This window comes from Pedobacter sp. Leaf194, assembly GCF_001423945.1.
Classification (GTDB): Bacteria; Bacteroidota; Bacteroidia; order Sphingobacteriales; family Sphingobacteriaceae; genus Pedobacter.
This window is the reverse complement of sequence record NZ_LMPU01000011.1, coordinates 202222-228899: the sequence shown is the minus strand read 5'-3', so window position 1 is coordinate 228899 and position 26678 is coordinate 202222. Positions and strand designations below refer to the sequence as shown.

Genomic DNA, 26678 nt, shown 5'->3' with positions numbered 1-26678 from the left:
ACTTAATCTAAAAGGAATGAGCCCGGTTAAATACCGAGCTCATCATATTATTAATTAAATTAAATTTGTCTAACTTTTCGGGTGCACTTCATTTTTAGAAGCCTTTTGTTTTATGTTACTTTGATTCAACCACTATCTGTCTTATCGTCAAATTGCCGTTGTTTGCATCCTGATTTGATTTAAACATCAAGAATATATTGTGATATTTTCCATCCGAAATAAAATCTATTGGAAGCGATAACTTACCGGGAATGTTCTTGCCAATAATCTTACCATTTTCACTATCCAGCCTCAATTCAATTTCGTAATTCACATCATTTTGTGCCCTGCCAGAAACAATTTCGAATGAACCGATATTTGTCAGATCAATAGCGGATAATTTTAACCAGCCTGTATTTTTAGTCAAATTAAGCGCTCCGTTATCGGCCTTGCTGAAACCGGAAAAACTTTTTATATCAGTGCTATTAATTACATTGTTTCTAAGATTTAGGGTATTTGTAATTGTTAAAGGTCTTAAACCCTTCGATCCAAGATCAGAATAGCTAGCCTTAAGTGTTAAAACTGATTTATTTTTGCTTACGGTTTCTGGTGGCACGATTTTGCCCGAAGTTGGAAGTGAGGCAATTGTGTTCGCCTTGGCAGACAAGCTTAAAATCCATTCAACAATTTGCTTAACCTCTGTTTCTTTCATCGCTGGGTGGGCAGGCATTGGCACCTCACCCCAAACACCACTACTACCTTTAATTACTTTCGATGCAAGGTATTCAACCGCTTTGGGTTCCGTTTGGTATTTAGTTGAAACTTTAGAGAAAGCTGGCCCTATAGATGCTTCAGAAACTTTGTGGCAAGTGCTGCAATCCGATTTCATCATTAACGATTTACCAATTAGCGTTTGCGCAGCTTGCTGATGCCCTAATTGCGCACCGGCCATATCGGTTCCTTCCGTGTAAGAGTTTGATACAAAAACACGATCTTTGTTAACAGTAGCTCCTTTATCTGAAACCAATACCTGATAGCTAACCGGTTTCCCAGGAAAATAGAAGCTTTTGTTTCCTGATACCACAATATCAACTTTTGGATGCTCATTACCTGCAAATACGGGCACGGTTGCGCTTTTAGCAGATGCCTTCGCATTGTCTGTCACCCTAACGCTTACCGGATATTCACCGGCCTTAGTGTAGGTGTAATGTAATTCAGGTACCATTGTCGTTTTTACAATCCCATTGCCTAAATTCCATACATAAGTTAATTTATCACCATCTGGATCTTTAGCCATAACCTTCGCATCCAGCCTGTAAGGAAGTAAGCCGCTTGGCTTATCAATTACAAGGTTTGTTACCATCGGCGGTCTGTTACCTTTAAGATAATCAACCCTGGCGATACCAGCATCAGGATTTTTTGAAAACCAACCTTTGCCGTATTCCAGAACATAGATTTTACCATCGGGACCAAGTTCCATATCAATTGGTGCAGAAAACGATAAATTGGACATTATTGGTTCCATGCTAAGATAATCGCCATTAGGAGCCATTGTCACCGCTTTAACCCAGCCTCTTACCCATTCATAAATAATTAGTTTTCCGTTGTAATAATCCGGGTAAGCTGAGCTGCCCGCTCCACTGTATAAAGTAGGGCCAGCCATGGCTGTTCTGCCGCCAGAGCCCACTTGTGGAAAATCTTTCGATTCACCATAAGGATACCAGATGAATGCCGGATTGGCAGCAGGAATATTTTCTAACCCTGTATTGTTTGGCGAATTGTTCACCGGATTTTGCGGGTCGAAAGCTGGGCCGCTTTTTCCATTGGTAAAATCGTAACTTCTGTAGGCATAATTATTTCCAATAAAATATGGCCAGCCAAAATTTCCGGCTTTTCTTGCCTGGTTTACTTCGTCATAGCCTCTCGGGCCACGTAAAGGGTCATCATTCGATGCATCCGGACCAACTTCTCCCCAATATAAAAAGCCGGTTTTCTGATCAACCGATATTCGATAAGGATTTCTATTTCCCATCACAAAAATTTCCGGACGGGTTTTATCGGTCCCAACGGGAAATAAATTACCTTTCGGAATGGTATAAGTGCCATCTGCTTCAACTTTTATCCGAAGAATTTTGCCTCTCAAATCATTCGTATTTCCGGCAGATCTTCTGGCATCGTATTGTTGTAATCCCTGCCTGTTATCCAACGGTGCATAGCCTTTGTTCACAAAGCTTTGCTTCGGAACGTCGAACGGCGTCGAATTATCACCGGTAGATATGTACAAAAGCCCATCAGGCCCAAAAGCCAAAGAACCACCTGTGTGGCAGCAAATCTCCCGTTGAGCGTAAAATTCTAAAACTACTTTTTCCGAAGACATGCTGAGCATATCGTTTACCATTTTAAATCTTGATAAGCGGTTAACCGACTTTCCAGCCGGGCTGTAGAATAAATATACATATTGGTTTGCCGCATATTTCGGGTCGATTGTTAAGCCGAGCAAACCTTCTTCTGCGTTAACATCTGCAACACTGGTTTTAAAATATACATCGAGTTTTGCAGATTGAATAAGCTTTTTAGTTGAATTTTTGTACATCAAAAGTTCTCCCCTGCGCTGTGCTACTAAAATATCGAGATTTGGCAACACGGACATCTCGGTTGGCTCGGTAAACTGTCCCTGAACAAGATTTACTTTTACAAACCTATCCTGGTCGGGCGTGTCAATTTTTAGTTCTTTAATTTTAGATTTCTCCAGATTGCTAGAAAAGCTAAACTTATTAACTTGTTTTGCAGATAAGAAAACTGTAAGGCCAATGCCCGAAAGTAGTATTGCAGAGGTGATTTTCATTTTTTGGTAAGATGATTATTTTCACTAAATATAGATGAATGTTTCAAAAATTGGTAGCAGTGACAGCATAAAAGTTTTTGAGCCATCTACTAAGTTTTAATTTTAATTATTCAGAAAGTTAATCTGCAGCACTTATCTTTGTAATATAAAAGCGGTGTGGTTCGTATTGTATCGTTTGTAAATTATCCTAATAATGAAGAAGTTTTATATTTTAATCTGTTTCGTTTTACTAGCTTTCTTTGCCAAAAGTCAGACTTTGATATTAGCGAAAGATGCCGCACAGTATGTAGGAAAAACCGTTACCGTTTGCGATTCTGTGTATGGTACGAAAGCTTTAGAGAAGTTAAGTCTGATTAATATTGGCGGCGTTTATCCGAAAGAACTCCTAACGATTGTAATCAATAAAGAAGATTTTCAAAAGTTCCCCTCCGACCCTTCCAGTGTTTATTTGGGTAATAAAATATGCATCACCGGAACAATTTCTGAGTTTAAAGGAAAGTATCAAATTGTAGTAACCGAACCGAAACAAATTGTTGTTAAATAATTTCAGTTTAACAAGCTGTCCGTTAACAAAACACCTTTTTCGCCACTTGTCGTTTCAATAGTATGAATGTGCTTGTACGAATGTGAAAAATTATCGTAGGCCCGCTTAACTGCATTTACCTGCACATCTTGTACGGGGAAACTCCTGTTCGTTTGCATGCAAACCAGTATTTTATTATCTAGCAAAAGGAAGTCGCAATCGTAACCCTTGTCATGCAATTCGATAACTTTTTCGGTTATAGAACCGTTCATCTCTAATTTTCCTTTTATCATAACATTTAACTTTATGGTTTTTAACAAACTTGTTGAAGCGAATTACAAAATACAGATTGTAAGTGTTTTACATATTTAATTACAATAATAAAGATTAAGCGTTTCAATAGTCTGTTCTTTTTGTTCATACAAACGATACGCTGTTTGCAGGCCCTAAACTGATAACAAACCTATTCTTCAATTGGATTCCATAAATCGTTAAATTTTTCTGGATGCCTTTTAAATTGTAAATGCACATATGGGCATAAGGGTACAACTTTTAACTTATTCTCTCTGGCATAGCTTGCCATTGCATCCAGCAATTTTCCCGCAAAGCCTTTCGTTTCGGGTTTCTGAACCACCTCGGTATGGTAAACAGTTAAATTGCCTGGCGATAAGCTGAAAATCATTTCGCCAACTTGCTCATCGCCATCCATAATAAAAAATTTGCCTTCCTGGTTTTCGTTTATCAATAGCTGAACATCATTCATAATGTATTTTTTTCGGGATAATTTTATTTTAAAGCTAAATAATAAAAAGCGAAAAAACCATTTGTACCCTTCCTTTTAACGGGAAGGGCTAAATGATGAGCTAGATAGATGTATGGGTCTTTTTGAAATTTAATTCGACATTGGGGCTTTGGCAGCCGGCAAAGAGGTAGCCTTGCCGACTGTTTAAGCGTAGATTTCCTATAATCTGTTTCGAAGATGCTAATTGGTGTTTATAAATGCTAATTAGTTATACAGAAAGCCAAAAATCCGTGATAGACAGCTAAAAATCCGTTATGAGTTTTCTGGTTGATTTAATAATTGCTTCAACCTTTTAAGATATTATTTGTTTATGGAAAAATCACATATCTAAATGGCTAGAGCCAACAAATCAATATTTAGTGCCTTGGCGGCAAATCTTTTAATTGCGGTTACAAAATTCATTGCAGGTGCATTTACAAATAGTTCATCAATGATAGCTGAAGGTATACATTCTACTGTTGATACCAGTAACCAGTTGCTATTGCTTTATGGCTTGAAACGAAGTACCAAAGCGCCCGATGAACTTAGGCCTTTTGGCTATGGCAAGGAACTATACTTCTGGTCGTTCATTGTTTCAATAATGATTTTTGGATTGGGAGGCGTTCTTTCCATCTCGCAAGGGATTGAACATATTCGCCATCCGGAAAAGCTGGAGAACCCCGGTTGGAATTACCTCGTATTGGTTTTATCGCTGATTTTCGAAGGCGCTTCTCTGTTTATCGCAATAAAAGAATTTAACAAAACACGAAACGGTGTTACATGGTGGAAAGCCATTATCAAAAGTAAAGATCCTTCAGGTTTTTTGGTACTATTTGAAGATGGTGCGGCCGTGCTTGGGTTGCTCATTGTATTTGTGCTGATGGTTTTTAGCCATAAATTTAACTTACCATTTCTTGATGGACTAGCGTCTGTTCTGGTCGGCTTGTTATTAGTTTTTGTATCATTTATTCTCGCCCGGGAAAGCAGGAGTTTGCTTATGGGCGAAGGCTTTTCAAAAGAAACGCAAGTTAAAATTAAAGAATATATTGAAAAAGACCCTGATGTTATAAGCCTGATCAGTCAGCTATCAACTTATCAGTCTCCGAAAGAAGTTGTTTTAATGCTTATCATTGAATTTGAAGACGAGCTAAATACAAAAGATATTACAACTGCAATTGAACGACTACGAGAACATGTGAAGAAGGAGTTTCCCTTGGTTAAGTTTGTGATTATTCAGCCCCAACAACTAACAAAACTGTAATATTTCTATGCGTTTTAAACAGGTTGAAATTTAAGTTTTATCTTGTCTGGCCAGTACCCAAATCATTATTCCCATGAGCCATAAAACTTACTTTAGCACACGATCATTATCTTTTAGGTTTTTATTCCTTATATTATTCAGTTCCCTGCTTGCAGTTTCAAAAAGTGATGCACAATCAAAATTGAATGTAGCCATTGCAGGCTTAAATCACGATCATATTTTCTTGATCATGAACAGCTATCAGAAAGGCGAAGTAAACATTATTGGAATCGCCGAGCCAAATGCGGAACTGATTGAGCGTTTCAAAAAACGCTACAAACTTAGTGACAGCCTTTTCTTTCCAGATCTCAAGACCCTACTGGCGAAACGGAAACCGGATGCTGTGTTAGCTTATAATGCAATTAGCGACCATTTAGCTGTAGTTGAAGCTGCCGCCCCACTTGGCATATCTGTTATGGTTGAGAAACCACTTGCGGTAAGCGTTAAGCAGGCAGAAAGAATGGTTGAACTAGCTACGAGATATAAAATTCACTTGTTAACTAATTATGAAACTACCTGGTATCCGAGTAATCAGGAAGCATTTTTGAACATTAAAGAACAAAATCGGATTGGCGATATCCGGAAAATGATTGTTCACGATGGGCATCAGGGACCGAAAGAAATTGGTGTAAGCAAAGAATTTTTAACCTGGTTAACTGATCCAGAAAAAAATGGTGCCGGCGCTTTAGTAGATTTTGGATGTTATGGTGCCAACCTAATGACCTGGCTTATGAATGGTAAAGCACCAATTTCGGTTTCCGCAATTACACACCAGATTAAACCCGAAATTTATCCAAAGGTTGATGACGACGCGACCATCTTACTGGAATATCCAGATGCAACAGGCATTATCGAAGCTTCATGGAATTGGCCTTTCAGCATTAAGGATATGGAAGTATTCGGTAAAACAGGCTACATCCAGGCAGTAAATGATAATAGTTTAAGGGTAAAGGAAAATGGCAAATCAGAGTACAAAATTTATAAAGCACAACCACTTGCACCGAAATATTCAAGTAGTCTGGCCTATCTTTCTGCAGTGTTAAAGAATGAAATCCAACCGCTTAACGACCTATCTTCGTTGCAAAATAATTTAGTGGTCGTAAAGATTTTAGAGGCCGCAAAACTTTCAGCAAAAACAGGAAAGAAGGTGCTGATAAAGTAGATTTGTAGCCAAAGCAGAATTATAAAAAGATTATTTTTGATAGCTTTGGTTTTTTTTAACGTCAAAAGTTATCATGCCGAAAAATCGAAAGCTCCTCATTTTAATATTAAGCATCTTAATAATCTGCTTCCTGGCGTTGAGCATTTTCATCGCTCAAAATCCAATTCTTCCGTTTGACATTGATTTCTCGCTCGCGATTCAAAAATATCAGGCTAAATGGCTTGATTACACTATGCTTGCCGTAAGCTTTTTTGGAGAATTGCCTTGGTCGCTTCTTTCGGTGCTGGTGGTTGCGGCTATTTTTTACTTCAATAAATTTAAACGAGAAAGCTACTTTATAACGTTGGTGCTATTCTCCGGATTGATAATTTTGGGGATAAAAAACACCATTAACAGGCCGCGTCCGACGAGTTTCTATGTTCGTTTGGTGGAAGTGAACCGATTCCAGAGTTATCCAAGCGGGCACGTTTTGTCGTACGTTTTATTCTTTGGCTTTTTAATTTTCCTGATGACTCAGTTAAAAACCATTGCTGAACTCTGGAGAAAAGCAATAATAACCATATCCGCTTTCCTGATTTTTGCCATTGCACCCTCCAGAATTTACCTCGGCGCCCATTGGTTTACCGACACTTTGGGAGGCGCTCTATTAGGGCTAATTTGCCTATTTCCCCTTTGTTATTTCTACTTGCAAAAAAAACGGACAAACAATTAGCTTACCGTTTAGTAGCAGCACCAAAAACTTACTTTGGCAAATCTGCTTCTCCTCCTTAAAAAGTGGTATGTAGGGCTTCCTGAAACGCATGATACCATAAAGCTATGCGCTAAAAAGCGGGCTTGCAATACCATATTCACGGTATTTATAAATCAGGTTATCACTTTTCCCCGAATTCTTGACAGGGTTTCCATCCTCATCCCCAAAAACGAAGCAACATATTTTAAAGGAATTCTATCTATTAAATTTGGGTATGATTGCAAAAACCGCGAATATTTTCGCTCTGCAGATTGTAAACGGCATAAAAACCCTCTTTCATAAGCCTGGGCATAATACATTTCAGTCATTTTACGGCCAACATAATTAGCGATTGGAAAGTTTTCGTACAGTTCTTTAGACATATGATGAGGAATGGCAATCGCCTCAATAGGTTCCAGCGCCTGAATGTATTCTTCGGTTTCCTCATCTTCCCATAAATTTCTTATCGTACCCACAAGTTCGTTCTCAATGGCTATCCAGGTAGTAATTTCTTTATTTCCATGCCGCATAAACCCTCGCACTACGCCTTTAAGTAATAAAAAAATATATTTATTTCGATGGAGCGGCGATGATATAAACTTACCTTTTTTAAATACTACCGGGAACGTAGCTTCATTAATAATGTGTTCGATTTCTGGATTTAGCGGATGAAAATGTTTGAAAACATTAACTAAGGGAGAAAAACCGTTGTAGGCAGCCCACTTGTTTTCGGCATAATTTTTCTGAGGATTCACAGCAAGTAAAAAATTTAGAGATGATTTGCAAAGAATATTAAAAATTTTAAAAAGGCGTAATTTCGTCGGTAAATTATTTAATGCAATGCATTTTTTTTGTGTGTTGTTACCACTTCGTTCTGATGTTGATTACTTATTAATACACAACGCAGGCTATACTAAAACCATTTAATACGGAAACTTTGGGTATTTGTACGCAATCTTTTCAGCAAAATTAATCAAGCCCGGAAATTAATGGCGAAATGGGGACCGTTACATGCATTTATAGACTATTATTGAATTTGGTTAAGTTAAAGTCGGTAGCTTAATGGTATATATTTTGATGAATTCGAAGTACATCTAACCCTATTAATCATGACTACATTCGAATTTAACCATTTGGTAAATGCGCACTCAGTATCTCTTAAATCTCACGCATTGAAATTTACAAACGATGTTGAAGACGCAAATGATCTTGTTCAGGATACCTTAGTTAAGGCCATTAGATTTTACGAGAATTTTCAGGAAGGCACGAATTTAAAAGGTTGGCTATTTGTAATTATGAGGAATACCTTTATCAATAATTACAGGCGTATTGCAAAAACGAGATCGGTAATCACACAAACTGATGAAATTTCTTCTGCTAATCTGGCGCATAGTGCAACAAGAAATAATGCTGAAGGAAAATTTATTGTGGGTGATATTAACAAGGCGCTCGAAAGTCTGCCCGAAGCATATCACACGCCATTCGTTCGCTATTTTGAAGGCTACAAGTATCATGAAATAGCAGAAATGCTTCAAATTCCATTGGGAACGGTAAAAACCCGGATATTTGTTGCCAGAGAAATGCTTAAAAAATTCTTGAAAACTTATGCAAAGGATCAACGAGAAGATTAACGGTCTTCTAAATCTATAGCGTTCAGGTTGCAAGCGCAACAAATCTTGTCTGTGGATCATCCCTATTTTATGATACAACCATTAGCTCAATCCCCGAAAGTTAGTCTTTCGGGGATTTTGCGTTAAGGACCTCAAACCCATTCTAATCTTCAAGCTTAGTTTAAAAGCTGAATTTAATTACAGGTAATTTTGAAAATTCCGGTAGTTTTTTACCTTTGCTTCACATCAAAAGAAACATGCAATTTAAGCCCAAAGCCCTTCTATTCGACCTCAACGGTACCATGATCGACGACATGGAATTTCACAATAAAGCCTGGTTTACAATCTTGAACGACCATTTAGGTGGGGATATCAGCTATGCTGAAGTTAAGAAGCAGATGTACGGGAAAAATGATGAATTGCTGAAACGGGTTTTTGGCGACGATTATTTCACTCAGCAGCAGATGGATGAAATTTCCATGAAAAAAGAAAAGATCTACCAACAAGACTATCAGCCGCATTTGCATTTGATTGCCGGTTTAGACGACGTTCTAAAACGTGCAAATTCGCTTGGAATTTTGATGGCGATAGGCTCTGCCGCAATTCCATTCAACATTAATTTCGTTTTAGATGGTCTAAATATCCGCCATTACTTTAAAACAATCGTTAGTGCAGATGATGTTGAGAAAAGTAAGCCAAACCCTGAAACCTTTTTAAAAGGCGCCAAGAACCTGGGGATTGCGCCAAAGGATTGCTTGGTTTTAGAAGATGCACCTAAGGGTGTTGAGGCGGCGCTTAATGCGGGAATGGAATGTGTTGTTTTAAGCACTGCCCATAGCGCAAAAGATTTTGAGCAATACCCAAATGTTCTAAAGATTGTGAGCGATTATAACGACCCGATATTTGGAGAGTTGATTCGTTAAATTTTCAATTGTAAAGGGTTAATGACAATATTTTAAATTGAAAAAAGCCGATTACCTTTGCCGAAATTCAATTAATATGAAATCTCGTCATTCGTTTTCGCTCATTATTTTAACGCTGAGCCTATTTTTAATTTCCTGGGGCTACACTGGTCACAGAACAATTGGCAAATTAACTGAAAATTATTTAACACCTACCGCAAAAAAAGCGGTACAGGATTTATTGGGAGATGAAAGTATTGCCGATGCCTGCACCTGGGCAGATGAAGCAAGAAAATACCCTGAACTGAAAGAAACGGCTAACTGGCATTTTTTAAACTTACCACTTGGCTTAAGCTTCAGGGAATTTAAACAAACGCTGGATACATTGAAGCAGGCTAATGTTTACAGTGCATTGATTAATGCCAAAGAAAATTTGCAAAAACCTGAGCTTTCGAGAAAACAAAAAACTGATGCTTTAAAATTTTTGCTTCATTTTGTTGGTGATATTCACCAGCCGATGCATATTTCCCGTGCCGAAGACAAAGGAGGAAATACGATCCAGCTCAATTTTGATGGCAAAGGAACCAACCTTCATAGCTTGATTGATACTAAATTGCTGGAGCGTGGCGGCTTAAAATATGATAGTCTGGCCCTTGAATTAAGCCATATTCCAAAAAGAAAGATAAGGAGATGGCAGAGAGAACCAATAATTGAATGGGCTTGGGAAAGTTATCAGATTAGTTCGAAGCTTTATAAGGAAGTTGATGAAATGAAAACGAGAAATATTGGCGATGAATATTATCAGGAACACATCGGCATGGTTAAAAAACGAATTCAGCAAACGTCGGTCAGACTGGCGGGTTTATTAAATGAGGTATTCCCTGAAGGTTATGTCGCTCCACCCAATCAATAAACATTCCAGCGTAGCAAAGCAATCAGGCATCAAAGTTATTAACAGTTTTCAACAGGTGTTTATAATTATTTTAGGTTGCAAACCTTTCAATGCATAACTTGTTATTGTAAAAGAAAACAACCGAAAATAAGTCCTGTGAGCGGGGTATCCGCGAAGGGCAGGCACACCATAACAACAAAACAAAGCATTGAACCAAACAAAAAGCCCCGCATTTGCGGGGCTTTTTGTTAAAAAAGATATGATTACTTCGCGATAAATACTGTTCCATCATGGCGTAATTTATAAAAGTATTGTTTCTGCCCTTTGTTACATACCACCTGTATTTTAACAACTTCGTCCGATTTTCCGTTACGCAGTACAATCCTGTCACCTTCACGAATACTTTCCAAATCGCGAACAGGTGTATGTTGATTAAGTTGTATCATGGTAATTGAGTTAATACAAATCTTAAAACCGGCCAACGAATAATTTAAAGAAAAAATTGCAGGTTACGTAGCAACCTGCAATCCTCTAAATTAATCATTGCTTCCAATCCTGATAAGCTTTGTAATGATTTAACTCCAAAGTAGAAATTTTGTTAAATTTTTTCCGGGTTTGAATAAAGTGAATAAAATAAGGCTTTTGAATTTAATATGAATTCTATGTGAATGAATAGCAACAATGTCGATTTAACAGATGCTGCTGTAGCAAATGTTACTTTGAAAGCAAGAAAACGGATTCTTAGACCATTATTGATACGCTCTTTTTAATCTTTGATATTCTGGCAGAAAACTCAATCACTGAATAACAAAAAGAACATTGCGATTTATACTCTACTTTGGAATTTCGATGTAAAAACTGCTTCCAACATTCTCTTCGCTTTTAAACCAAATTTTTCCGTTGTGCATCTCAACAATTGTTTTAATTATCGCCATGCCCAGTCCCCACGATTCTTCTCCATGTAAGCCATTTCTCATCGCAATACTGAAGCGTTCGAATAGATAAGGCTGTAAATGTTGTGGAATGCCAATTCCATTATCGGTTACACACACCAGAACAAAGTCTCCCCTGTCTTCAATCTCAACTTTAATGGAACCATTTATTTCGGTAAACTTAATGGAATTTGATATGAGGTTATTTATTACCTGCATAAATTTCATGCTGTCGGCACGTGCATACAGTTTGGTCTGCCTGCTTACAAATTGGAAATTTCTGAAGAGATTCACCTCAGCCTGCTGATAAAAGCCAATAACGGCTTTAATTTCGTGCACCAAATCAACCCGTTCCTTTCTAATTTCAACTTCCGACGAGGTTAAGAATTCATGATTTATCAAATTTCTGATTAAAAGAATATTCCGTTCGCACATATCTTTGATAAACGTAAGCGATTTCAAAACCCTTTCCTGGCCTTCAAAAAGCTTGTTATGCAATAAATCAGAAACGGCGAGACTAATCATTGCAAGCGGTTCTTTCAAATCGTGAGAAACAATTTCCAATGCTGTATTTTTACGGGCATTAATTTTTTCGATGTGAAAGTTATTGCGCTTAGAAACGGTAACATCCTCTGCCAAGCCTGAAATTTGAGTTAATTTGCCATTTAAAAAAACGGAATACGGACTCACCCTTATAAACTTTTCCTGTTCTCCAATAAGAACCCTGAACTCATATTTCCGCGAAACATTTTTTTCCAAACATTCTTCAAAACAATCTATAACGTGTTTTTTATCTTCAGGATGGACCAATTCCAGCAATAACATTGGATTGTTCTTTACATCATCTGCAGCGGTTTCGAAAATGGTTTCAAACGCTTTATTAAGGTATGAGAAGCAATTTGTTTCTACCTCGAAAATAAAAAACACATCTCTTGATGCATCGCCCAAATGGCAAAAAAGTTCTGAATTTAACTCAGGCATTGATTATTTTTTTTATGATTAGTTAGTGATTACTTATCGTTATTTACTTCAAGCCAATGTCCGTCGGGGTCTTTAAAATAGATTTGTTTAACACCGTCTACTCTTGTCGTAAACTCGCCCATTGCACCAGCCCAGCTTTCGAAGGCTATATTTCTCGACTGCAATTTTTTTATGAAATCGTCGATAGATAAAACACTGAAACATAAATGTTCATTTTTATCGTGATTTTCTGAGCTTTTTGCGCCTTGTATTAAATGTAACTGACCAGCACTACCAAGAGTAAACCAGGTATGCCGCCCATCATGAAAAGGTTCGGGTATTTGAGGTAAGTCGAAAACATTTTCATAAAAATCTGTTGCCGTTTTCAAATCTTTAACGTAAACAGCAATATGGTTTAAAACGGCGGCAGGCTGCTTTTTCTCTGTCTGTGCCATAACTTTATGCAATGGATTTAAAATAATAAATGCAAAAAAAATTGGTGCAAGAAATTTCATAGGGTAAAATTTGTCCAAACAAAGTGGTTAGAATTCCTCAATATACGGTGTAATAATTTCGAAAGCGAATTTCTGTAATTATAAGATAATTTAAAAATATTATTAGTCACTTTATCAGTGATAAAAAACAAAAAAAATATCCAGAAAAAGGGTCTTCCCCAGTTAAAATAATTCGCTGAAACTTCGCTTAGCAACTTAAAGCGTTGCCATTTAAAACGTAATTCCAACTCGTTGGTTTCAATTTATTAAAACGCGAAGCACAGCTATTCTGCCAGCAAAGTCATTTTAGTTTCGGCTAATTTGTTTTGCTCTTCTTCCTCTAAAACGGGGAATTTAAGATCTAAACTTTTCAATTTGTCTTCGATGATTTCACTTATCGCCAAACGGGCAAACCATTTTTTATCAGCAGGAATTACATACCATGGTGCGTCTGAAGTGGATGTTTCATTAATCGCTTCTTCGTAAGCTTTCATGTACTGGTCCCACAAAGCTCGTTCTTTAATATCTCCTGATGAAAACTTCCAGTTTTTTGTAGGGTCTTCTATCCTATCTAAAAAGCGCTGTTTTTGTTCATCTTTACTAACATTTAAAAAAAACTTTAGTATTACCGTTCCGTTGGCAATTAAATGTTCTTCAAAATTTCGTATACTTTGATAGCGTTGCTTCCAAAAATCTTTATTTACTTTTTTAACATCTTGATAACCCGGAATATGCTCACTCAAAATGTATTCAGGATGCACCTTGCACACCAAAACATTCTCGTAGTGCGATCGGTTGTGTATTCCGATACGGCCCCGCTCGGGCAAGGCTTTGTAATGTCGCCACAAAAAATCGTGCTCATATTCTTCTGTTGTTGGCACTTTGAAGCTAAACACCTGACAACCCTGAGGATTTAACCCACTCATTACATGCTCAATAGCGCTGTCTTTCCCTGCGGCATCCATTGCCTGAAATATTATAAGCAAAGAACGGGTACCTGCAGCGTAAAGTTTTTCCTGAAGCTCATTTACTTCAATCTTGGATTTTACCAAAGCATCTTTAGCTTTTTCTTTATTATAACCTCCCGTATAATCGGTTTCGGCACTTTTTATAGAGAATTTTTTCTCTCCGGTTACGGTTAGGTTTTTAAATTCGTTCTTCATATATGTATGGTAAAAATCAAAAAATGTCAATCATTTATTTAAATATAGACTAAAAAATAAGTAAATTAAATACGTTAATTTGCATTTAGAGTTTTTTATATTTAACGCCAAAGCTTTTACCAAATACATCATCTTAACCAATATGTTTAAAGAGATAAAAAACAAGTACTTACGTTATTCGGCAATTTGTGTTTTTTTTATAATAATATTTTTCTCTGCACTTCAACTAAATTTTTTATGGCTATTTGGTTACTCGCCAAGTTATCATGACATCAAAATCCCGACGCTGCGTGTGGGTTCAGAACTTTACACAGCAGACGGCAAACTTATCGGAAGGTATTTTAAAGAAAACAGAACGCCTGTAAATTACAATGAAATTGCGCCAAGTGTGTTAAATGCCCTGGTTGCTACGGAAGATGTGCGCTTTTATAAACATTGGGGTATCGATGTTCTGGCAGTTGGGCGAGCTGTAATCGGTTTTGGTAAAGATGGTGGTGCAAGTACCATTACACAACAATTAGCAAAGAATTTATACCGTACGCGTTACAACAAGTCGCAAGGCTTTTTATCAAAGATTCCTTTGGTTAGAACCATTGTATTTAAACTGAAGGAATGGATGACCGCTGTAAAACTGGAATCCAACTACTCGAAAAATGACATCATTACGATGTACCTGAATACGGTATCATTCGGCAATAATACCTACGGAATAAAAACTGCGAGTCGTATTTATTTTGATAAGGAAGCTAAAGAATTATCGACTAATGAATCTGCCTTACTTGTTGGAATGTTGAAAGGAACATCTTTTTACAACCCGACAAAAAATCCTGAACGGGCTTTAGTAAGGCGTAATACGGTGTTAAGCCAAATGAACAAGTACAAATACTTAAGTAAGGATAGCCTGGCAGAATTTTCAAAATTACCGATTAAATTGAAAGAGGGTAAAATGGAAGATGGCAGCGATGGCGACTCTTATTTACGTGCTGCCGTTGCAAAATACCTCGAAAAATGGTGCAAGGATAACGGCTATGATTTGTACGAAGACGGATTGAAAATTTATACAACCATCGATTCAAAACTCCAGAAATATGCAGAAGAAGCAGTTCAGGAACAAATGAAAACACTGCAACGCAGGTTTTATAGCGTTTGGGGTAACGAAGACCCGTGGTATGATTCTGAGAAACAAAAGGTTGATTATCCCGATAGGGCAATGAAGAACTTGCCTGTGTATGCTTTGCTTCAAAAGAAATTTCCAAACAACCCAGATTCTGTTACCGCCTATTTTAATAAAAAGAAAAAGATGCAAATCTTTACTTATAAGGGCGATAGAGATACATTATTTTCAACGCTCGATTCAATTCGGTATTACGGAAAAATAATGAATACTGGTATGATGACCATGGAGCCAGCCAGCGGAAAAATAAAGGTTTGGGTTGGCGGAATCGACCATAAATTCTTCAAATATGACCACGTTAACCAGGCTAAGCGACAAGCCGGCTCTACCTTTAAACCCTTTGCATATTTAACTGCGCTGGAACAAGGCATGAATCCCTGCGATAAATTTACCGACAAGCCTGTTAAAATTGCTTATCAGGATAAAGGTGAAACAAAATACTGGGAACCTAAAAATGCCGATTACAGCGTTACCTACCGGGAGATGAGTTTAAGGTGGGCTATGGCAAAATCGGTGAATACCATTACCGCACAAGTTACTGAGAAAGTTGGTTGGGATAATGTGGTAAAGTGGGCGCATGAGTGTGGCATCGATAGCCACCTCGAATCTGTACCGTCAGTGAGCCTCGGCTCCAACGATGTTTCTGTTTACGAAATGGTAAAAGCCTACAGCACATTTTTGAATAAAGGCCTTAAAACCGACCCGATTTTAGTCGAAAAGATAACCGACCAGGATAACAATGTAATTGATGACTTTAAACCGAAAACAAAAAGGGTTTTAACGGAAGAGATTGCGTGGTTGATGTTATATATGTTCCGCGGGGGCATGGAAGAACCTGGAGGAACGTCTCAAGCGCTCTGGGAGTGGGATTTATGGAAAAAGAACAATCAAATTGGTGGTAAAACCGGAACCTCTTCCGATTATGTAGATGCCTGGTATATGGGCATTACTAAGGATTTGGTAACCGGCGTTTGGGTGGGTTGCGATGAGCGCACTGCTCATTTTAAGAATGGCGAGCAAGGAGAAGGTTCGCGAACCGCTTTGCCTATTTTTGCCAAGTTTATGGAAAAGGTTTACCACGACCCTACTTCAGGATATACTTACGGCCCCTTCCCTAAAGCAACTGTAGATATTACGCGGACAATTAACTGTCCAAGTCCACGCATTGTAGAAGATACAACCTCTACAGATAGCGTTGTGGTTGATTCGACCGATTTTGCGGTACCTGAAAACCAGGAGCCGACTGCGCCAACGCCAACTACAGAAACAGAAATTAAAAAAGAAGAGAAAAAGCCAGACCCTGCTCCCATTCAACCTGCGGCTGTTGTACCCTTAACAAAAAAAGAAGAGCGTGAATTAAAACGGAAACAACGACAGGAAGAACGTGAAAAAAAGAAAAACGGAAATAATTAAGTTTTATTCCCATTCTAAAAACTTTTGAGATAAAAATAGTGATTCTAAGAATCGCTATTTTTATTTTTGGGTAAAATTCGAAAACTTAGTCCTTAAATATACTGCACACATTAAACCAAAACGTATGAAAATAAGCGCTACTATTTTAAAGCAATTTATACTGGCGTTGCTCCTGACCACTTTGTCTTTATCGGTTCAGGCACAATATTTTGGTCAGAACAAGGTGAGGTACAAAAACCTTGATTTTAAGGTTTTACAGACTCCACACTTTGAAATTTATTATTACCTGAAGAATGAAAGCTTGCTGAAAAAGTTTTCTCAGGATGCCGAGACTTGGTACAAAATGCATCAGGAGGTTTTTAGAGATACTTTTTTGAAAAAGAATCCTGTAATTCTTTATAACAACCACCCAGATTTTCAACAAACTACAGCGCTTAATGGCGAAATTGGTGTAGGCACAGGTGGCGTTACGGAAGCCTTAAAAAACCGGGTAATTATGCCGGTAATGGAACTAAACAGTCAAACAAGGCATGTTTTGGGCCATGAACTTGTTCATGCTTTCCAATATCATTTATTACTCGAAAAGGATTCCATAAGTCTGGAAAATGTTGGGCAAACTCCTTTGTGGATGGTTGAAGGAATGGCTGAGTATCTGTCTATCGGAAAGCGTGATGCATTTACATCGATGTGGATGCGCGACGCAATGTTAAACCGTGATATTCCTTCGCTAAAGGATTTAACAAATTCGAATAAATACTTTCCATATCGCTACGGACAAGCATTTTGGACTTACATTGGTTCACAATACGGTGATACAACCATTGTTCCATTATTTAAAAATACGGCGAAGTACGGATATGAAAATGCAATTCGATACACTTTCGGCTATGATGATAAAACACTATCTGGCTTGTGGAAAAACGCAATTGATGCGCACTACAAACCGATGTTAAAGGCAGATAGTTCGCAGATAAAAATCACCGGGACTAAAATTATCGACAATAAAAACGCTGGAAATATGAACGTTGCTCCTGCGATTAGTCCTGATGGAAAATACCTTGCTTTCATGTCTGAAAAAGACTTGTTTGGGATAGACCTATTCCTGGCCGACGCAAAAACCGGCAGGATAATAAGGAAATTAACAAGCCAGATTTCGAATGGCCACATAGACGATTTCAATTTTATTGAATCTGCCGGTGCGTGGTCGCCGGATAGTAAACAGTTCGCATTCAGCATTTTTAGTCACGGCAAAAATGAAATGATGATTATCAACGTTGATAATGGCTCGACGGTTTCTCAGACTGCAATGGGCGCTGTAGCACAGTTTGGCAACCTAACTTGGTCGCCAAATGGAAAAGATATTGCTTTTTCGGGCATGGTTGAAGGACAAAGCGATATTTTTTCTTACAATTTAGATAGCAAACAGGTTACGCAGATTACCAATGATGTATATTCAGACTACGCCCCGAGTTATTCGCCCGATGGCAGAAAACTCGTTTTTTCTTCGGATAGAGCAGCGATTCAGAATAATAATATTGCCGCTGTTAACCCAATAAATCTTGCCGTTTTCGATATTGAATCCAAAACGGTAAGCAACCTAAATGTTTTTGCCGGGGCAAATAATTTAAATGCACAATTTTCTCCGGACAGCAAATTTGTTTATTTCTTATCGAACAGGGATGGCTTCAGGAACCTCTACAAATATAGCTTCGCCGATAACGCTGTAGACCAGCTAACTGATTACTTTACAGGTATAAGTGGGATTACAGAATTTTCTCCGGCAATCTCCATTTCGAAAACTAATGACATTGTTTATAGCTACTATCGCTACCAACGGTATACGTTATACAATGCCAACCTCGATAAATTTAAGCCTAAAAGGATAAACAACCAGGAAGAAAACTTTGATGCCGCAATCCTCCCTCCAATGGAAAATATCGGCGTAAACATCATCAATTCAAATCTAAATAACTTCGATAGGTTTGAAAAGATTGTAGCCGATTCGATGAAAACTGTTCCATACAAACCTAAATTTAAGTTAGATTATCTCGCAAACAGCGGTGTCGGCGTGTCAACCAGCAGATTTGGAACAGGTGTTCAGGGTGGAATAATTGGTATGTTTAGCGATATACTTGGGACAAACCAAATCGTTGCAAACTTATCTGTAAATGGCGAAATTTATGATTTTGGAGGACTTGTTGGCTATATAAATCAGAAAAGCAGAATAAACTGGGGTGCTGCCGTGTCTCACATTCCATACGTTTCAGGTTTTAGTTCTTACGGATTTGAGCAATTGCCAACCGGCAGCACCACTACCGATGCAATTAATTACCGAACCGATATTATCCGAACTTTCGAAGACCAGGTTCAGTTGTTTGGTTCGTACCCTTTTAGCAAAATTCACAGGTTCGAATTAGGAGGTGCTTTTTCACATTACAGTTATCGAATTGATAGATATAGCAATTACTACAGCACAGATGGCTATTATTTAGGTTCAGATAGAGGGAAGGTTTCGAATGAAGAGGCATCTAAAGATTACGGAGTACCTTTTAATTCTTTCACACTTTACCAGTTAAACGCAGGATTTATTGGAGACAACTCCATTTTTGGCCTCACTGCCCCACTCGATGGTTTCAGATACCGCGTAAGTGGCGAACTCTATTTCGGCACTTATCGTTTTTCAGGCATCACAGCAGACTTACGTAAATACTGGAGAATCAAACCAGTTACACTTGCCGTTCGCTCTTATAACACCTTGAGAATTGGTGGTGATGCCGACAGGCTTTACCCAATGTATGTTGGTTATCCTTATCTAATTCGTGGTTACGAGGCCAATTCAATTTATAAAAACAACACCTCAACCATTGGCAACAACTACGACATAAATCAGCTAAGCGGAAGTAAGCTAGCTGTGTTTAATTTCGAAGTTCGGTTACCTTTCACCGGGCCGAAAAAACTTACCGCAATACCTTCTAAGTTCTTATTTACGGATCTGAACTTATTTTTTGATGCCGGCGTTGCCTGGACAAATGATACCAAAGTTGTATTTAAAAAAGAGCCCGCTTACACTACCACCCCAATTTTTGACGAAAACGGGCAAATCGTTGGTGCAAATCAGAGCTCAAATGAGCGGGTTCCGGTTATGAGCGTTGGTATCTCACTACGAGTAAACGTGTTTGGTTACTTTGTACTTGAACCTTATTACGCCATTCCCTTTCAAAGGAAAGATGTTAAAACCGGTGTATTTGGCTTAACCTTTGCACCCGGTTGGTAGCCTTGAGTAGATAAAAAAAGGCTTTGATATTTACAAAGCCTTTTTTTTTGTTTTATACTATGACATACTGCTGAATGACAATTTTACCTGATTGGTAACGTTTCTGTGCAGCAGGATATTTTCAAAATCTAAGCCAAGCGTAAGGTCTATCCAATCCGGGTTACAAGCTCTTACCAACCGCTCTTTTTGCATACGGGTAAATCTGCTAACCAATTTAAAGCGGCTTAAAGCTTGCGCTTCCGTTTTAAATTCTTCAAAATATACCAAACGGGTTAGTTGCTTTCCATTATCAAAAAACAGGTTTGGCATCTGCTTGTAGAAATCCAGTGTCTTGATCAAATCAGAACTCATGCCTACGTGCATACTTGTACGATTTCTGTCGGTAACGATGTAAACAAACTTTTTCATAATAACGTGTTTAAAATTAAAACTAAACTATTTAGTATACCTTCTTGCAAATCAAAATAATATTACTAACTTTATGAGCATAAAATTACTAACTATTTTAGTATTTCCAAATTTATTTTAAAATTTATTTTTATGTCGAATATTTCAAACAACTTAAAGTACCTAAGGAAGAAAAAAGGCCATACACAGCAAGGATTCGCTGATATTATGGAGATAAAGCGATCGCTTATTGGTGCGTATGAAGAAGACAGGGCTGAACCAAAATATGATTTACTAAAGAAAATAGCTGAATATTTTGATTTAACGATAGATGAATTCATCAATGAAAAGATATCAGACAGCTGGAAACCCAAACCAAAAAGTTCGGGTTCTAACTTGAGGGTACTCAGTATTTCGGTTGATGCGAACGATAATGAAAATATCGAACTTGTACCTGTGAAAGCGAGCGCAGGTTATTTAAATGGTTTTTCTGATCCTCAATATATAAGCGACCTTCCAAAGTTTCAGCTGCCAATTGCTGCTTTACGCCAGGGAACTTTTCGTGCTTTTGAAATAATGGGTGATAGTATGTTACCGGTACAACCAGGGAGCGTTATTATTGGTGAGTATTTGGATAACTGGAATGAAGTTAAAACTGGCGAAACCTACATAATTATTAGTAAAAACGAAGGTGTTGTTTATAAAAGAGCCGGTAATCGTTTCAGGGAAAATAAAGATTTAAAATTAATTTCTGACAATAAAGTATACGATGCTTATACAATAGCGGCAGATGATATTTTAGAAATCTGGCGGGCTAAAGCATACATATCAACTTCTTTACCCGAGCCAGCACCGGATCCAACCATCGAAACATTAACGCAGATGATGTCTCAAATGCAAAAATCTATTTCTCAGTTAAACAAGAATTAACATCTTTTAACAGGTTGAGATTAAACCGTTGTGCGTTTTTTATATCTATTAGTTTAAAACACATAGAGATGAAAAAACTAATTTTAACAATGGCAATTGCGGTAATGGGATTTACGGCAACTTTTGCACAAGATTCTGCCAAACGGGCAAAAAGACCAATGGCTAAATTAACTGTCGAGCAACGTGCCGAAAAAAGCACAAGCATGATGGAAAAAAGATTAAGCCTGACCGCCGATCAAAAGCAGAAAGTATATGCGATTGAATTGGACAGGGCAAAGAAAATGGAGGCTTTCAGAACCGAAGATAAGGCGGCAATAAAAGGAAAAATGAAAGAACGCAAAGCCGAATTAGAAAAAAGCAAAGCCGATTTAGATCAGATTTTAACCAACGACCAAAAATCAAAATTGGATGCCTTCAGGGCAGAGGCTAAAGAAAAAGCCGGGAAAATGAGAAGAGGAATGGGACGAGGAAGAGATAAAGCACCAGTTGTTTCAAGTCCGCCGGCTCAAGGCTAAAAATAAATTTTAAACAGAAAAAGCGCCCGAATATCGAGCGCTTTTTCTGTTTTATAATAAACTGCAATGGTAACTATTTCAGATAATCGTTTGCGTTGAGGTAGTCGGCCCAAACTTTATACCCTTCCGGAAGCAGGTGCAAACCATCTTTGGTAAGCTCGGGTTTTAGTTTTTTATCATCAGTTACAAAAACCGGGTATAAATCAACAACGGTAACTTTTTTCGAAGCAAATTTTCTTATCTCGTCATTCAGCCAAAGGATGTGATTATCCTTTCCATAATGATTCTTGAACTTTTCGAATGATGCATTAACAGGCAAAAGTGTATTAAAATAAATGTGCGTTCGTTTCGACTGACTTTCAACTCTTCTTATCATTGTTTTATAGTTCCGCAAAATAACGCTATCCGGTATATTCCTCGAAATGTCGTTTATCCCGATCAGGATGAATAGCTTAGCTGGTTTTCTGTCGATAACCTCCTGAAGTCTTTCTAAAATACCGAAAGTGATATCGCCAGAAATGCCCCTGTTTTTAGCCTGCGGTAAATTTAAGAGCGTTGCCCAATCCGTGCCTGCGGTAATGCTGTTTCCTAAAAAAATAAATTCCTTTTTCGTTTTTGGTTCTGCTTTAAACTTCTGCACTAATTCTGCGTATTTGCCCGGCCGATATGTACTGTCCCATTTAACAATTTGAGCCTTTAAACCGCCTAACCCAACGCTAAGAAAAAAGCAGGTAGCGAAAATTAATTTGTTTGGAAGCAGTTTCATAAATCATTTTTATTTAAAGATAATTATTTAGATTGAACCAGTAAATCCGGATAGTCAGAAATAATTCCATCAACGCCTAAAGTCCGCAGTGCATTCATGTCTTCAACTTTGTTTACTGTCCATGGGATTACTTTTACGCCGTCGGCATGTGCCTTTTTAATCATTTCGTCGGTTACCATTTGCCAAACCGGGCTTAAAATAAAAGGTTTATAGCCTAAGTCGGTAATGTTTTCTTCGTAAGTTTTTTTGTTTGCAACCAAAAACGAAGTTTTAACATTTGGATATTTCTCGTGAAGGATTTGAATGGTTCGCTTATCGAAAGACTGAATTACAACATACGGCGTTATTTTTTTCTTCTCGATAACATCCATAAGCTTTTTCACAAAAACGGCAGGTTCAGGATTTGTAATACCATCTCCGGCAATATCACATTTGGTTTCAATATTATAAAACACCTGTTTTCTTTTATTCGCTTTGATGTCTTTTTGTACGGCATCAATTAATTCTTCGAGCAAAGGAATGTAGGTTTTAATCTTTTGCTGACGAGGGAAACCAGCCAAAGGTTTTGTACCCAAATCAAACGCTTTTAAATCTTTATAATCCATCTGAAAAATTGGATATTTCTTAGCATCTGTTGCCGGGATATCTTCTCCGCTTGCAGTAAGCATAAAACCAGGACTAAGATAATCATCATGCGTTACCACAACTTTCCCGTCCTTTGTAATGTGTGTATCCATTTCGAGCGTAGTAATGCCATCAATTTTCATCACATTCTGCATGGCGATGATGGTATTTTCTGGCCACAAGCCCCGGCCACCACGGTGTGCCTCTGCACTAAAAGCCGGAAATTGTGCAATCTGGGCACTTGCGTTAACCGAAATACCAGTTATAAGGATTACCGATAGAGATTTCAAAAGTTTCATATTTAAGTTTTTTAAGCAGTAAAATCAGCCTGATATTTTACACCAAATCTATCTGTCGCCACAATCTTAACCTGTTTAACGGAGGGTTCGAAATGGGCTACAAATAAGTGATCAGTTTTACTCGGCTCGGGAAAAGTTCTTCCTGCCGGCAAAGTAGGACCTTTATATAAACTTACCGATAACGGATCGTAACCTTTCTGCTGTTCGAGAACGCCCATTGCCTTTCCATCTAAAAAGTATTCAACCTTCCATTTTGGATCCCAATTCCATACGTTTGCGATAAGCCGCTTTTGGTTGGTAAGTTCATCAACATAAATATGAACCTGTTCCTTTTGTGTAGAACCGGTTGGCTGATAGTACCATTTTAAATCCGTTCCATCAACCTCGTAAACGCCATAACCACGAGGTGTTCCGTCTTCGCAAATCGGGCCAGTCCACCATGCGCCACAAACCGCACCATGGTTGTGTTCAAAAATGCCGTTGGTTATCACGTTACGGTTGTAATGCGTGTGCCCCGACATAATGTGAACGTTATTAAAGCCAGCTAAAACTGCATAAAAATCGGCATTGTTTTTAACCGCATTGTGCACAGGAATATGAAGATTTATGATGACCAAAGCATCTTTCGATATAAATTTGAGATCTTTAGCCAGCCAGTCCAGCTGTGCCTGCGTAATAAAGCCATCATAAGTTCGCTCTACGCCCAGGTATCTAACATCATCAAGAACTACATAATGCGCCTTACCCCTATTAAAGGAATAATAAGTTGGCCCGTAATGTTCCTGAAAAGTTTTATCGGAGGTTTCATCGCCACCCATCCGGTAGTCCATATCATGATTACCCAGCGCCTGAAAAAACGGAATGCCCATAGCAGCTACTGCTGTATTGTAATCAGCGAATAGCTCATGGTTATCCCACACAATGTCGCCAACGGTAACCCCATGAACAGGGATTTTTGGGTCCATTGCTTTGATGGTTTTGATGGTATCAGGAACAGAGGTTTCCATCATTTGCTGAACGTCTTTTTTATTTTTTACCTGAGGATCGGCCCAGATTATAAAATTATGGCGGTTATCATCCTGCTTTAGTTTGCTAAGCTCGAAGTTTAAGCTGTTTGTACCCAGAGCGCTTTCGTAGTGTTTAGCAATATAACTTTCTGTTTTAAATTCGTATCCGGCCGGTGTACTTATCCAGATAAATTTCGCCATTGGATTTACCTCTATGATGTAATTGCCCGACTTATCAGTTTGTACTACATTAAATCCATCGGACACGACCACGTTTGCTATACCCTTGCCTTTGCTAATTACTTTACCCGAGATTTTACGCTCTGATAAACTTGTAAACGAAAATGATTTAAGGCTAACAAACAACGTGGTGCCTAATATTGCCGATTTCTGAATAAAGGATCTTCTATTCATTTTTTAGGATAAGATGATTTTTATCGGGCTTGCCAAAACATTTCTTTTATTTCGACAAGCCCAATAGAATATTATAACTGTTATGCTGGCTAGTTAACGATGGTGGTAAAGCCGGCCTGAGTTTCAATTGTGGTTAAAGGTGAAGTTGGAGTAAGCTGGATGAACTGTGCGGCCCTTCCCGTACTCCACAAACCTGTTTTGGCATCGTAAACACCTCCAAGCATTGTGAAATAACCTGCGGTAGATGGAAATGCAAATTTACTTGTATTTGTTCCGGCTCCATAAAACGCCACTGCTTTTCTGTTTTGAATCGTACTGTACTTATCTGTATTTGTGATTCGATAACCAGCCTCTGGCGGCCCTGCGGCATAAACCGCCCCGTTACCTCCGTACATAATTACATCCAGCGGGATACTGTTTCCGGTTACCACAAGCCCTTCGAAAACAGCAATGCCGGCAACATTGCCACTGTTCGCCAACAAGTTGGATGTGGCAGTTCCAAAATCAACACTGTTCACAGTAGAATATTGTGTGCTACTAATCCAAACACCAGATGCGATGTTAGTTGTGCCGGCTCCCCAAATATTTTTATTACCTCCTACATAACAAAACTGTCCTTTTTTAACTGAGCCTGTGTTCAGGTTTATTTTATAGGTTCTGATATCACCCAATGCCCATCCAGTGGCCGGAGCAGCTAAAATGCCTGCATTATTGCACACCACAACTGAATATGGTGTTGCGCTGAAATCGATATCTCTGGTTGCTTTAAACTGTATGTACTCGTAATTAGCGTCAGAACCACTTGGATCTGTTAAATAACCCGTAATTACCAGGGCCGATGGCTTAATTACCGCAAGCGGGAAAATATCATCAAAAGTACGTGGCCAAACTTGCGGACCGGTAGCAGTATTAAAAACAATACCAGTAAAATCTGCAAATGGTGTTATGGTTTCATTGGCGAATGTAGAAGTGGCTTCTGTATGAACAACCGCCGTTCCGTAACCATCATTGATGGTCTTATCACCCACAACTTTCGTAGTTGAAGTTGGTACCGGGTCTACATTTCCTTTGCTTATCGTAATTAATGTACTCTCGTAGAACCCAGGTCTGCTTGCCAGCGCTGCAGTATTTACAGCTCTTGTAATAATGGCTCTCCCCGATGCTTTTTTCTCTATGTTCGAGGCAAGCACGCCTGCCAACTGCAACATTCCGCTAACCTTTTTAAGTGTAGCACCTGTTATGCGCACATGCACAGAGTCGCCGGGAATGTATTTTGCTGCGTCGGCGCCAATATTGATTGCGATACCGCGTAACGAATCAATGCCACTGCCGGCAATGCGGCTATTTTGTAAAACCAGCAAGCCACTTGGCGCATTGCTTCCCGTTTGATTTGAAATTACCACACCTTTTATGAAATCGGCGCCGCCAAGATTTTCATTGTTTAACGTAATATCTGAATTTCTAAAAAGCTTCCGCAAATCAAAATTAGAAATATAAGGACTAACGGAAACGCCAATGTAATCGGTTTCACGCTTGCAGCCCATCCAAGTGGCACAAAATAAAATTAGTGCACTGATATAAAATATTGTCTTTTTCATATTA

Annotated in this window: 24 protein-coding genes; 11 read left to right on the top strand and 13 right to left on the bottom strand. The window is 38.3% G+C overall.

All coding sequences use genetic code 11. The annotated features are described in order from the left end of the window. Nucleotides 1-115: 115 nt before the first annotated feature. On the bottom strand, nucleotides 116-2824 hold the full coding sequence (locus tag ASG14_RS17005; protein ID WP_056872269.1) for a PQQ-dependent sugar dehydrogenase: 2709 nt from the start codon (nucleotides 2822-2824) through the stop codon (nucleotides 116-118). A 193-nt stretch (nucleotides 2825-3017) separates the two neighbouring features. Here ASG14_RS17005 and ASG14_RS17000 point away from each other — a divergent pair, with 193 nt between their 5' ends. Beyond that, on the top strand, nucleotides 3018-3368 hold the full coding sequence (locus ASG14_RS17000; RefSeq protein ID WP_056872268.1) for a hypothetical protein: 351 nt from the start codon (nucleotides 3018-3020) through the stop codon (nucleotides 3366-3368). Nucleotides 3369-3370: 2 nt separating this feature from the next. Here ASG14_RS17000 and ASG14_RS16995 read toward each other — a convergent pair whose 3' ends face one another. Both ASG14_RS16995 and ASG14_RS16990 read right to left on the bottom strand, forming a co-directional pair. Then, entirely contained in the window at nucleotides 3371-3640 is a 270-nt protein-coding gene (locus tag ASG14_RS16995) for a hypothetical protein (protein WP_157274972.1), read from the bottom strand. Nucleotides 3641-3810: 170 nt separating this feature from the next. Further along, entirely contained in the window at nucleotides 3811-4110 is a 300-nt protein-coding gene (locus ASG14_RS16990; protein ID WP_056872266.1) for a GNAT family N-acetyltransferase, read from the bottom strand. A gap of 370 nt (nucleotides 4111-4480) precedes the next feature. On the opposite strand from ASG14_RS16990, the gene ASG14_RS16985 reads away from it, so the two are divergent. The 3 genes from ASG14_RS16985 to ASG14_RS16975 all read left to right on the top strand — a co-directional run bounded on the left by ASG14_RS16985 (nucleotide 4481) and on the right by ASG14_RS16975 (nucleotide 7302). Further along, entirely contained in the window at nucleotides 4481-5389 is a 909-nt protein-coding gene (locus tag ASG14_RS16985; protein ID WP_056872265.1) for a cation diffusion facilitator family transporter, read from the top strand. Nucleotides 5390-5462: 73 nt separating this feature from the next. Then, nucleotides 5463-6590 carry a Gfo/Idh/MocA family protein gene (locus tag ASG14_RS16980; protein ID WP_056872264.1) on the top strand — a complete coding sequence of 376 codons (1128 nt, stop codon included), beginning with the start codon at nucleotides 5463-5465 and terminating at the stop codon, nucleotides 6588-6590. A gap of 73 nt (nucleotides 6591-6663) precedes the next feature. Beyond that, on the top strand, nucleotides 6664-7302 hold the full coding sequence (locus ASG14_RS16975) for a phosphatase PAP2 family protein (protein ID WP_056872263.1): 639 nt from the start codon (nucleotides 6664-6666) through the stop codon (nucleotides 7300-7302). A 152-nt stretch (nucleotides 7303-7454) separates the two neighbouring features. On the opposite strand, the gene ASG14_RS16970 is transcribed toward ASG14_RS16975, so the two are convergent. Then, on the bottom strand, nucleotides 7455-8075 hold the full coding sequence (locus ASG14_RS16970; protein WP_056872262.1) for a Crp/Fnr family transcriptional regulator: 621 nt from the start codon (nucleotides 8073-8075) through the stop codon (nucleotides 7455-7457). A gap of 354 nt (nucleotides 8076-8429) precedes the next feature. Here ASG14_RS16970 and ASG14_RS16965 point away from each other — a divergent pair, with 354 nt between their 5' ends. The 3 genes from ASG14_RS16965 (at nucleotide 8430) to ASG14_RS16955 (ending at nucleotide 10745) form a co-directional block, all read left to right on the top strand. Further along, nucleotides 8430-8951 (top strand): sigma-70 family RNA polymerase sigma factor, encoded by a 522-nt coding sequence (locus ASG14_RS16965; protein ID WP_056872261.1) that lies wholly within the window; start codon nucleotides 8430-8432, stop codon nucleotides 8949-8951. A 236-nt stretch (nucleotides 8952-9187) separates the two neighbouring features. Further along, on the top strand, nucleotides 9188-9853 hold the full coding sequence (locus ASG14_RS16960) for an HAD family phosphatase (RefSeq protein WP_056872260.1): 666 nt from the start codon (nucleotides 9188-9190) through the stop codon (nucleotides 9851-9853). Nucleotides 9854-9929: 76 nt separating this feature from the next. Next, nucleotides 9930-10745, top strand: coding sequence for a S1/P1 nuclease (locus ASG14_RS16955; RefSeq protein WP_056872259.1), 816 nt, complete (start codon nucleotides 9930-9932; stop codon nucleotides 10743-10745). Between the two features lie 242 nt (nucleotides 10746-10987). On the opposite strand, the gene ASG14_RS16950 is transcribed toward ASG14_RS16955, so the two are convergent. The 4 genes from ASG14_RS16950 to ASG14_RS16935 all read right to left on the bottom strand — a co-directional run bounded on the left by ASG14_RS16950 (nucleotide 10988) and on the right by ASG14_RS16935 (nucleotide 14273). Further along, nucleotides 10988-11170, bottom strand: coding sequence for a hypothetical protein (locus tag ASG14_RS16950; RefSeq protein WP_056872258.1), 183 nt, complete (start codon nucleotides 11168-11170; stop codon nucleotides 10988-10990). Between the two features lie 387 nt (nucleotides 11171-11557). Next, the gene (locus tag ASG14_RS16945) at nucleotides 11558-12637 is read right to left on the bottom strand and encodes a PAS domain-containing sensor histidine kinase (protein WP_082491662.1); all 1080 of its coding nucleotides are present in this window, start codon (nucleotides 12635-12637) and stop codon (nucleotides 11558-11560) included. 29 nt (nucleotides 12638-12666) lie between these two features. Further along, a complete protein-coding gene (locus ASG14_RS16940; protein ID WP_235528612.1) occupies nucleotides 12667-13131 on the bottom strand; it encodes a VOC family protein in 465 nt (154 codons plus the stop codon). Between the two features lie 263 nt (nucleotides 13132-13394). Further along, on the bottom strand, nucleotides 13395-14273 hold the full coding sequence (locus tag ASG14_RS16935; RefSeq protein WP_056872256.1) for a polyphosphate kinase 2 family protein: 879 nt from the start codon (nucleotides 14271-14273) through the stop codon (nucleotides 13395-13397). A 142-nt stretch (nucleotides 14274-14415) separates the two neighbouring features. Here ASG14_RS16935 and ASG14_RS16930 point away from each other — a divergent pair, with 142 nt between their 5' ends. After that, on the top strand, nucleotides 14416-16860 hold the full coding sequence (locus ASG14_RS16930; protein ID WP_056872255.1) for a transglycosylase domain-containing protein: 2445 nt from the start codon (nucleotides 14416-14418) through the stop codon (nucleotides 16858-16860). 124 nt (nucleotides 16861-16984) lie between these two features. Beyond that, nucleotides 16985-20134 (top strand): basic secretory protein-like protein, encoded by a 3150-nt coding sequence (locus tag ASG14_RS16925; RefSeq protein WP_056872254.1) that lies wholly within the window; start codon nucleotides 16985-16987, stop codon nucleotides 20132-20134. Nucleotides 20135-20191: 57 nt separating this feature from the next. On the opposite strand, the gene ASG14_RS16920 is transcribed toward ASG14_RS16925, so the two are convergent. Next, nucleotides 20192-20542: a GIY-YIG nuclease family protein gene (locus ASG14_RS16920; RefSeq protein WP_056872253.1), complete on the bottom strand. Its 351-nt coding sequence runs from the start codon at nucleotides 20540-20542 to the stop codon at nucleotides 20192-20194. A 132-nt stretch (nucleotides 20543-20674) separates the two neighbouring features. On the opposite strand from ASG14_RS16920, the gene ASG14_RS16915 reads away from it, so the two are divergent. Together ASG14_RS16915 and ASG14_RS16910 are read left to right on the top strand one after the other, a co-directional pair. Then, entirely contained in the window at nucleotides 20675-21451 is a 777-nt protein-coding gene (locus ASG14_RS16915; protein WP_056872252.1) for a LexA family transcriptional regulator, read from the top strand. Nucleotides 21452-21519: 68 nt separating this feature from the next. Further along, nucleotides 21520-21966, top strand: a complete 447-nt coding sequence (locus tag ASG14_RS16910; protein ID WP_056872251.1) for a hypothetical protein — start codon at nucleotides 21520-21522, stop codon at nucleotides 21964-21966. A gap of 73 nt (nucleotides 21967-22039) precedes the next feature. On the opposite strand, the gene ASG14_RS16905 is transcribed toward ASG14_RS16910, so the two are convergent. The 4 genes from ASG14_RS16905 to ASG14_RS16890 form a co-directional block, all read right to left on the bottom strand. Further along, nucleotides 22040-22732 carry a GDSL-type esterase/lipase family protein gene (locus ASG14_RS16905; RefSeq protein WP_056872250.1) on the bottom strand — a complete coding sequence of 231 codons (693 nt, stop codon included), beginning with the start codon at nucleotides 22730-22732 and terminating at the stop codon, nucleotides 22040-22042. Between the two features lie 23 nt (nucleotides 22733-22755). Continuing rightward, nucleotides 22756-23655, bottom strand: a complete 900-nt coding sequence (locus ASG14_RS16900) for a glycerophosphodiester phosphodiesterase family protein (protein ID WP_056872249.1) — start codon at nucleotides 23653-23655, stop codon at nucleotides 22756-22758. Between the two features lie 11 nt (nucleotides 23656-23666). Next, nucleotides 23667-25076: a calcineurin-like phosphoesterase family protein gene (locus ASG14_RS16895; RefSeq protein WP_056872248.1), complete on the bottom strand. Its 1410-nt coding sequence runs from the start codon at nucleotides 25074-25076 to the stop codon at nucleotides 23667-23669. Nucleotides 25077-25165: 89 nt separating this feature from the next. Next, entirely contained in the window at nucleotides 25166-26674 is a 1509-nt protein-coding gene (locus tag ASG14_RS16890) for a DUF5689 domain-containing protein (protein WP_157274970.1), read from the bottom strand. Nucleotides 26675-26678: the final 4 nt, after the last annotated feature.

Excerpts from the sequence above, each read along its gene's own strand:
- ASG14_RS16995 (WP_157274972.1), bottom strand. The coding sequence starts at position 3,640 with ATGATAAAAGGAAAATTAGAGATGAACGGTTCTATAACCGAAAAAGTT.
- ASG14_RS16940 (WP_235528612.1), bottom strand. The coding sequence starts at position 13,131 with ATGAAATTTCTTGCACCAATTTTTTTTGCATTTATTATTTTAAATCCA.
- ASG14_RS16905 (WP_056872250.1), bottom strand. The coding sequence starts at position 22,732 with ATGAAACTGCTTCCAAACAAATTAATTTTCGCTACCTGCTTTTTTCTT.
- ASG14_RS16900 (WP_056872249.1), bottom strand. The coding sequence starts at position 23,655 with ATGAAACTTTTGAAATCTCTATCGGTAATCCTTATAACTGGTATTTCG.
- ASG14_RS16950 (WP_056872258.1), bottom strand. The coding sequence starts at position 11,170 with ATGATACAACTTAATCAACATACACCTGTTCGCGATTTGGAAAGTATT.
- ASG14_RS16980 (WP_056872264.1), top strand. The coding sequence starts at position 5,463 with ATGAGCCATAAAACTTACTTTAGCACACGATCATTATCTTTTAGGTTT.
- ASG14_RS16925 (WP_056872254.1), top strand. The coding sequence starts at position 16,985 with ATGAAAATAAGCGCTACTATTTTAAAGCAATTTATACTGGCGTTGCTC.
- ASG14_RS16965 (WP_056872261.1), top strand. The coding sequence starts at position 8,430 with ATGACTACATTCGAATTTAACCATTTGGTAAATGCGCACTCAGTATCT.
- ASG14_RS16930 (WP_056872255.1), top strand. The coding sequence starts at position 14,416 with ATGTTTAAAGAGATAAAAAACAAGTACTTACGTTATTCGGCAATTTGT.
- ASG14_RS17005 (WP_056872269.1), bottom strand. The coding sequence starts at position 2,824 with ATGAAAATCACCTCTGCAATACTACTTTCGGGCATTGGCCTTACAGTT.
- ASG14_RS16975 (WP_056872263.1), top strand. The coding sequence starts at position 6,664 with ATGCCGAAAAATCGAAAGCTCCTCATTTTAATATTAAGCATCTTAATA.
- ASG14_RS16935 (WP_056872256.1), bottom strand. The coding sequence starts at position 14,273 with ATGAAGAACGAATTTAAAAACCTAACCGTAACCGGAGAGAAAAAATTC.
- ASG14_RS16915 (WP_056872252.1), top strand. The coding sequence starts at position 20,675 with ATGTCGAATATTTCAAACAACTTAAAGTACCTAAGGAAGAAAAAAGGC.
- ASG14_RS16960 (WP_056872260.1), top strand. The coding sequence starts at position 9,188 with ATGCAATTTAAGCCCAAAGCCCTTCTATTCGACCTCAACGGTACCATG.
- ASG14_RS16920 (WP_056872253.1), bottom strand. The coding sequence starts at position 20,542 with ATGAAAAAGTTTGTTTACATCGTTACCGACAGAAATCGTACAAGTATG.
- ASG14_RS16890 (WP_157274970.1), bottom strand. The coding sequence starts at position 26,674 with ATGAAAAAGACAATATTTTATATCAGTGCACTAATTTTATTTTGTGCC.
- ASG14_RS16945 (WP_082491662.1), bottom strand. The coding sequence starts at position 12,637 with ATGCCTGAGTTAAATTCAGAACTTTTTTGCCATTTGGGCGATGCATCA.
- ASG14_RS16990 (WP_056872266.1), bottom strand. The coding sequence starts at position 4,110 with ATGAATGATGTTCAGCTATTGATAAACGAAAACCAGGAAGGCAAATTT.
- ASG14_RS16895 (WP_056872248.1), bottom strand. The coding sequence starts at position 25,076 with ATGAATAGAAGATCCTTTATTCAGAAATCGGCAATATTAGGCACCACG.
- ASG14_RS16985 (WP_056872265.1), top strand. The coding sequence starts at position 4,481 with ATGGCTAGAGCCAACAAATCAATATTTAGTGCCTTGGCGGCAAATCTT.
- ASG14_RS16955 (WP_056872259.1), top strand. The coding sequence starts at position 9,930 with ATGAAATCTCGTCATTCGTTTTCGCTCATTATTTTAACGCTGAGCCTA.
- ASG14_RS16910 (WP_056872251.1), top strand. The coding sequence starts at position 21,520 with ATGAAAAAACTAATTTTAACAATGGCAATTGCGGTAATGGGATTTACG.
- ASG14_RS17000 (WP_056872268.1), top strand. The coding sequence starts at position 3,018 with ATGAAGAAGTTTTATATTTTAATCTGTTTCGTTTTACTAGCTTTCTTT.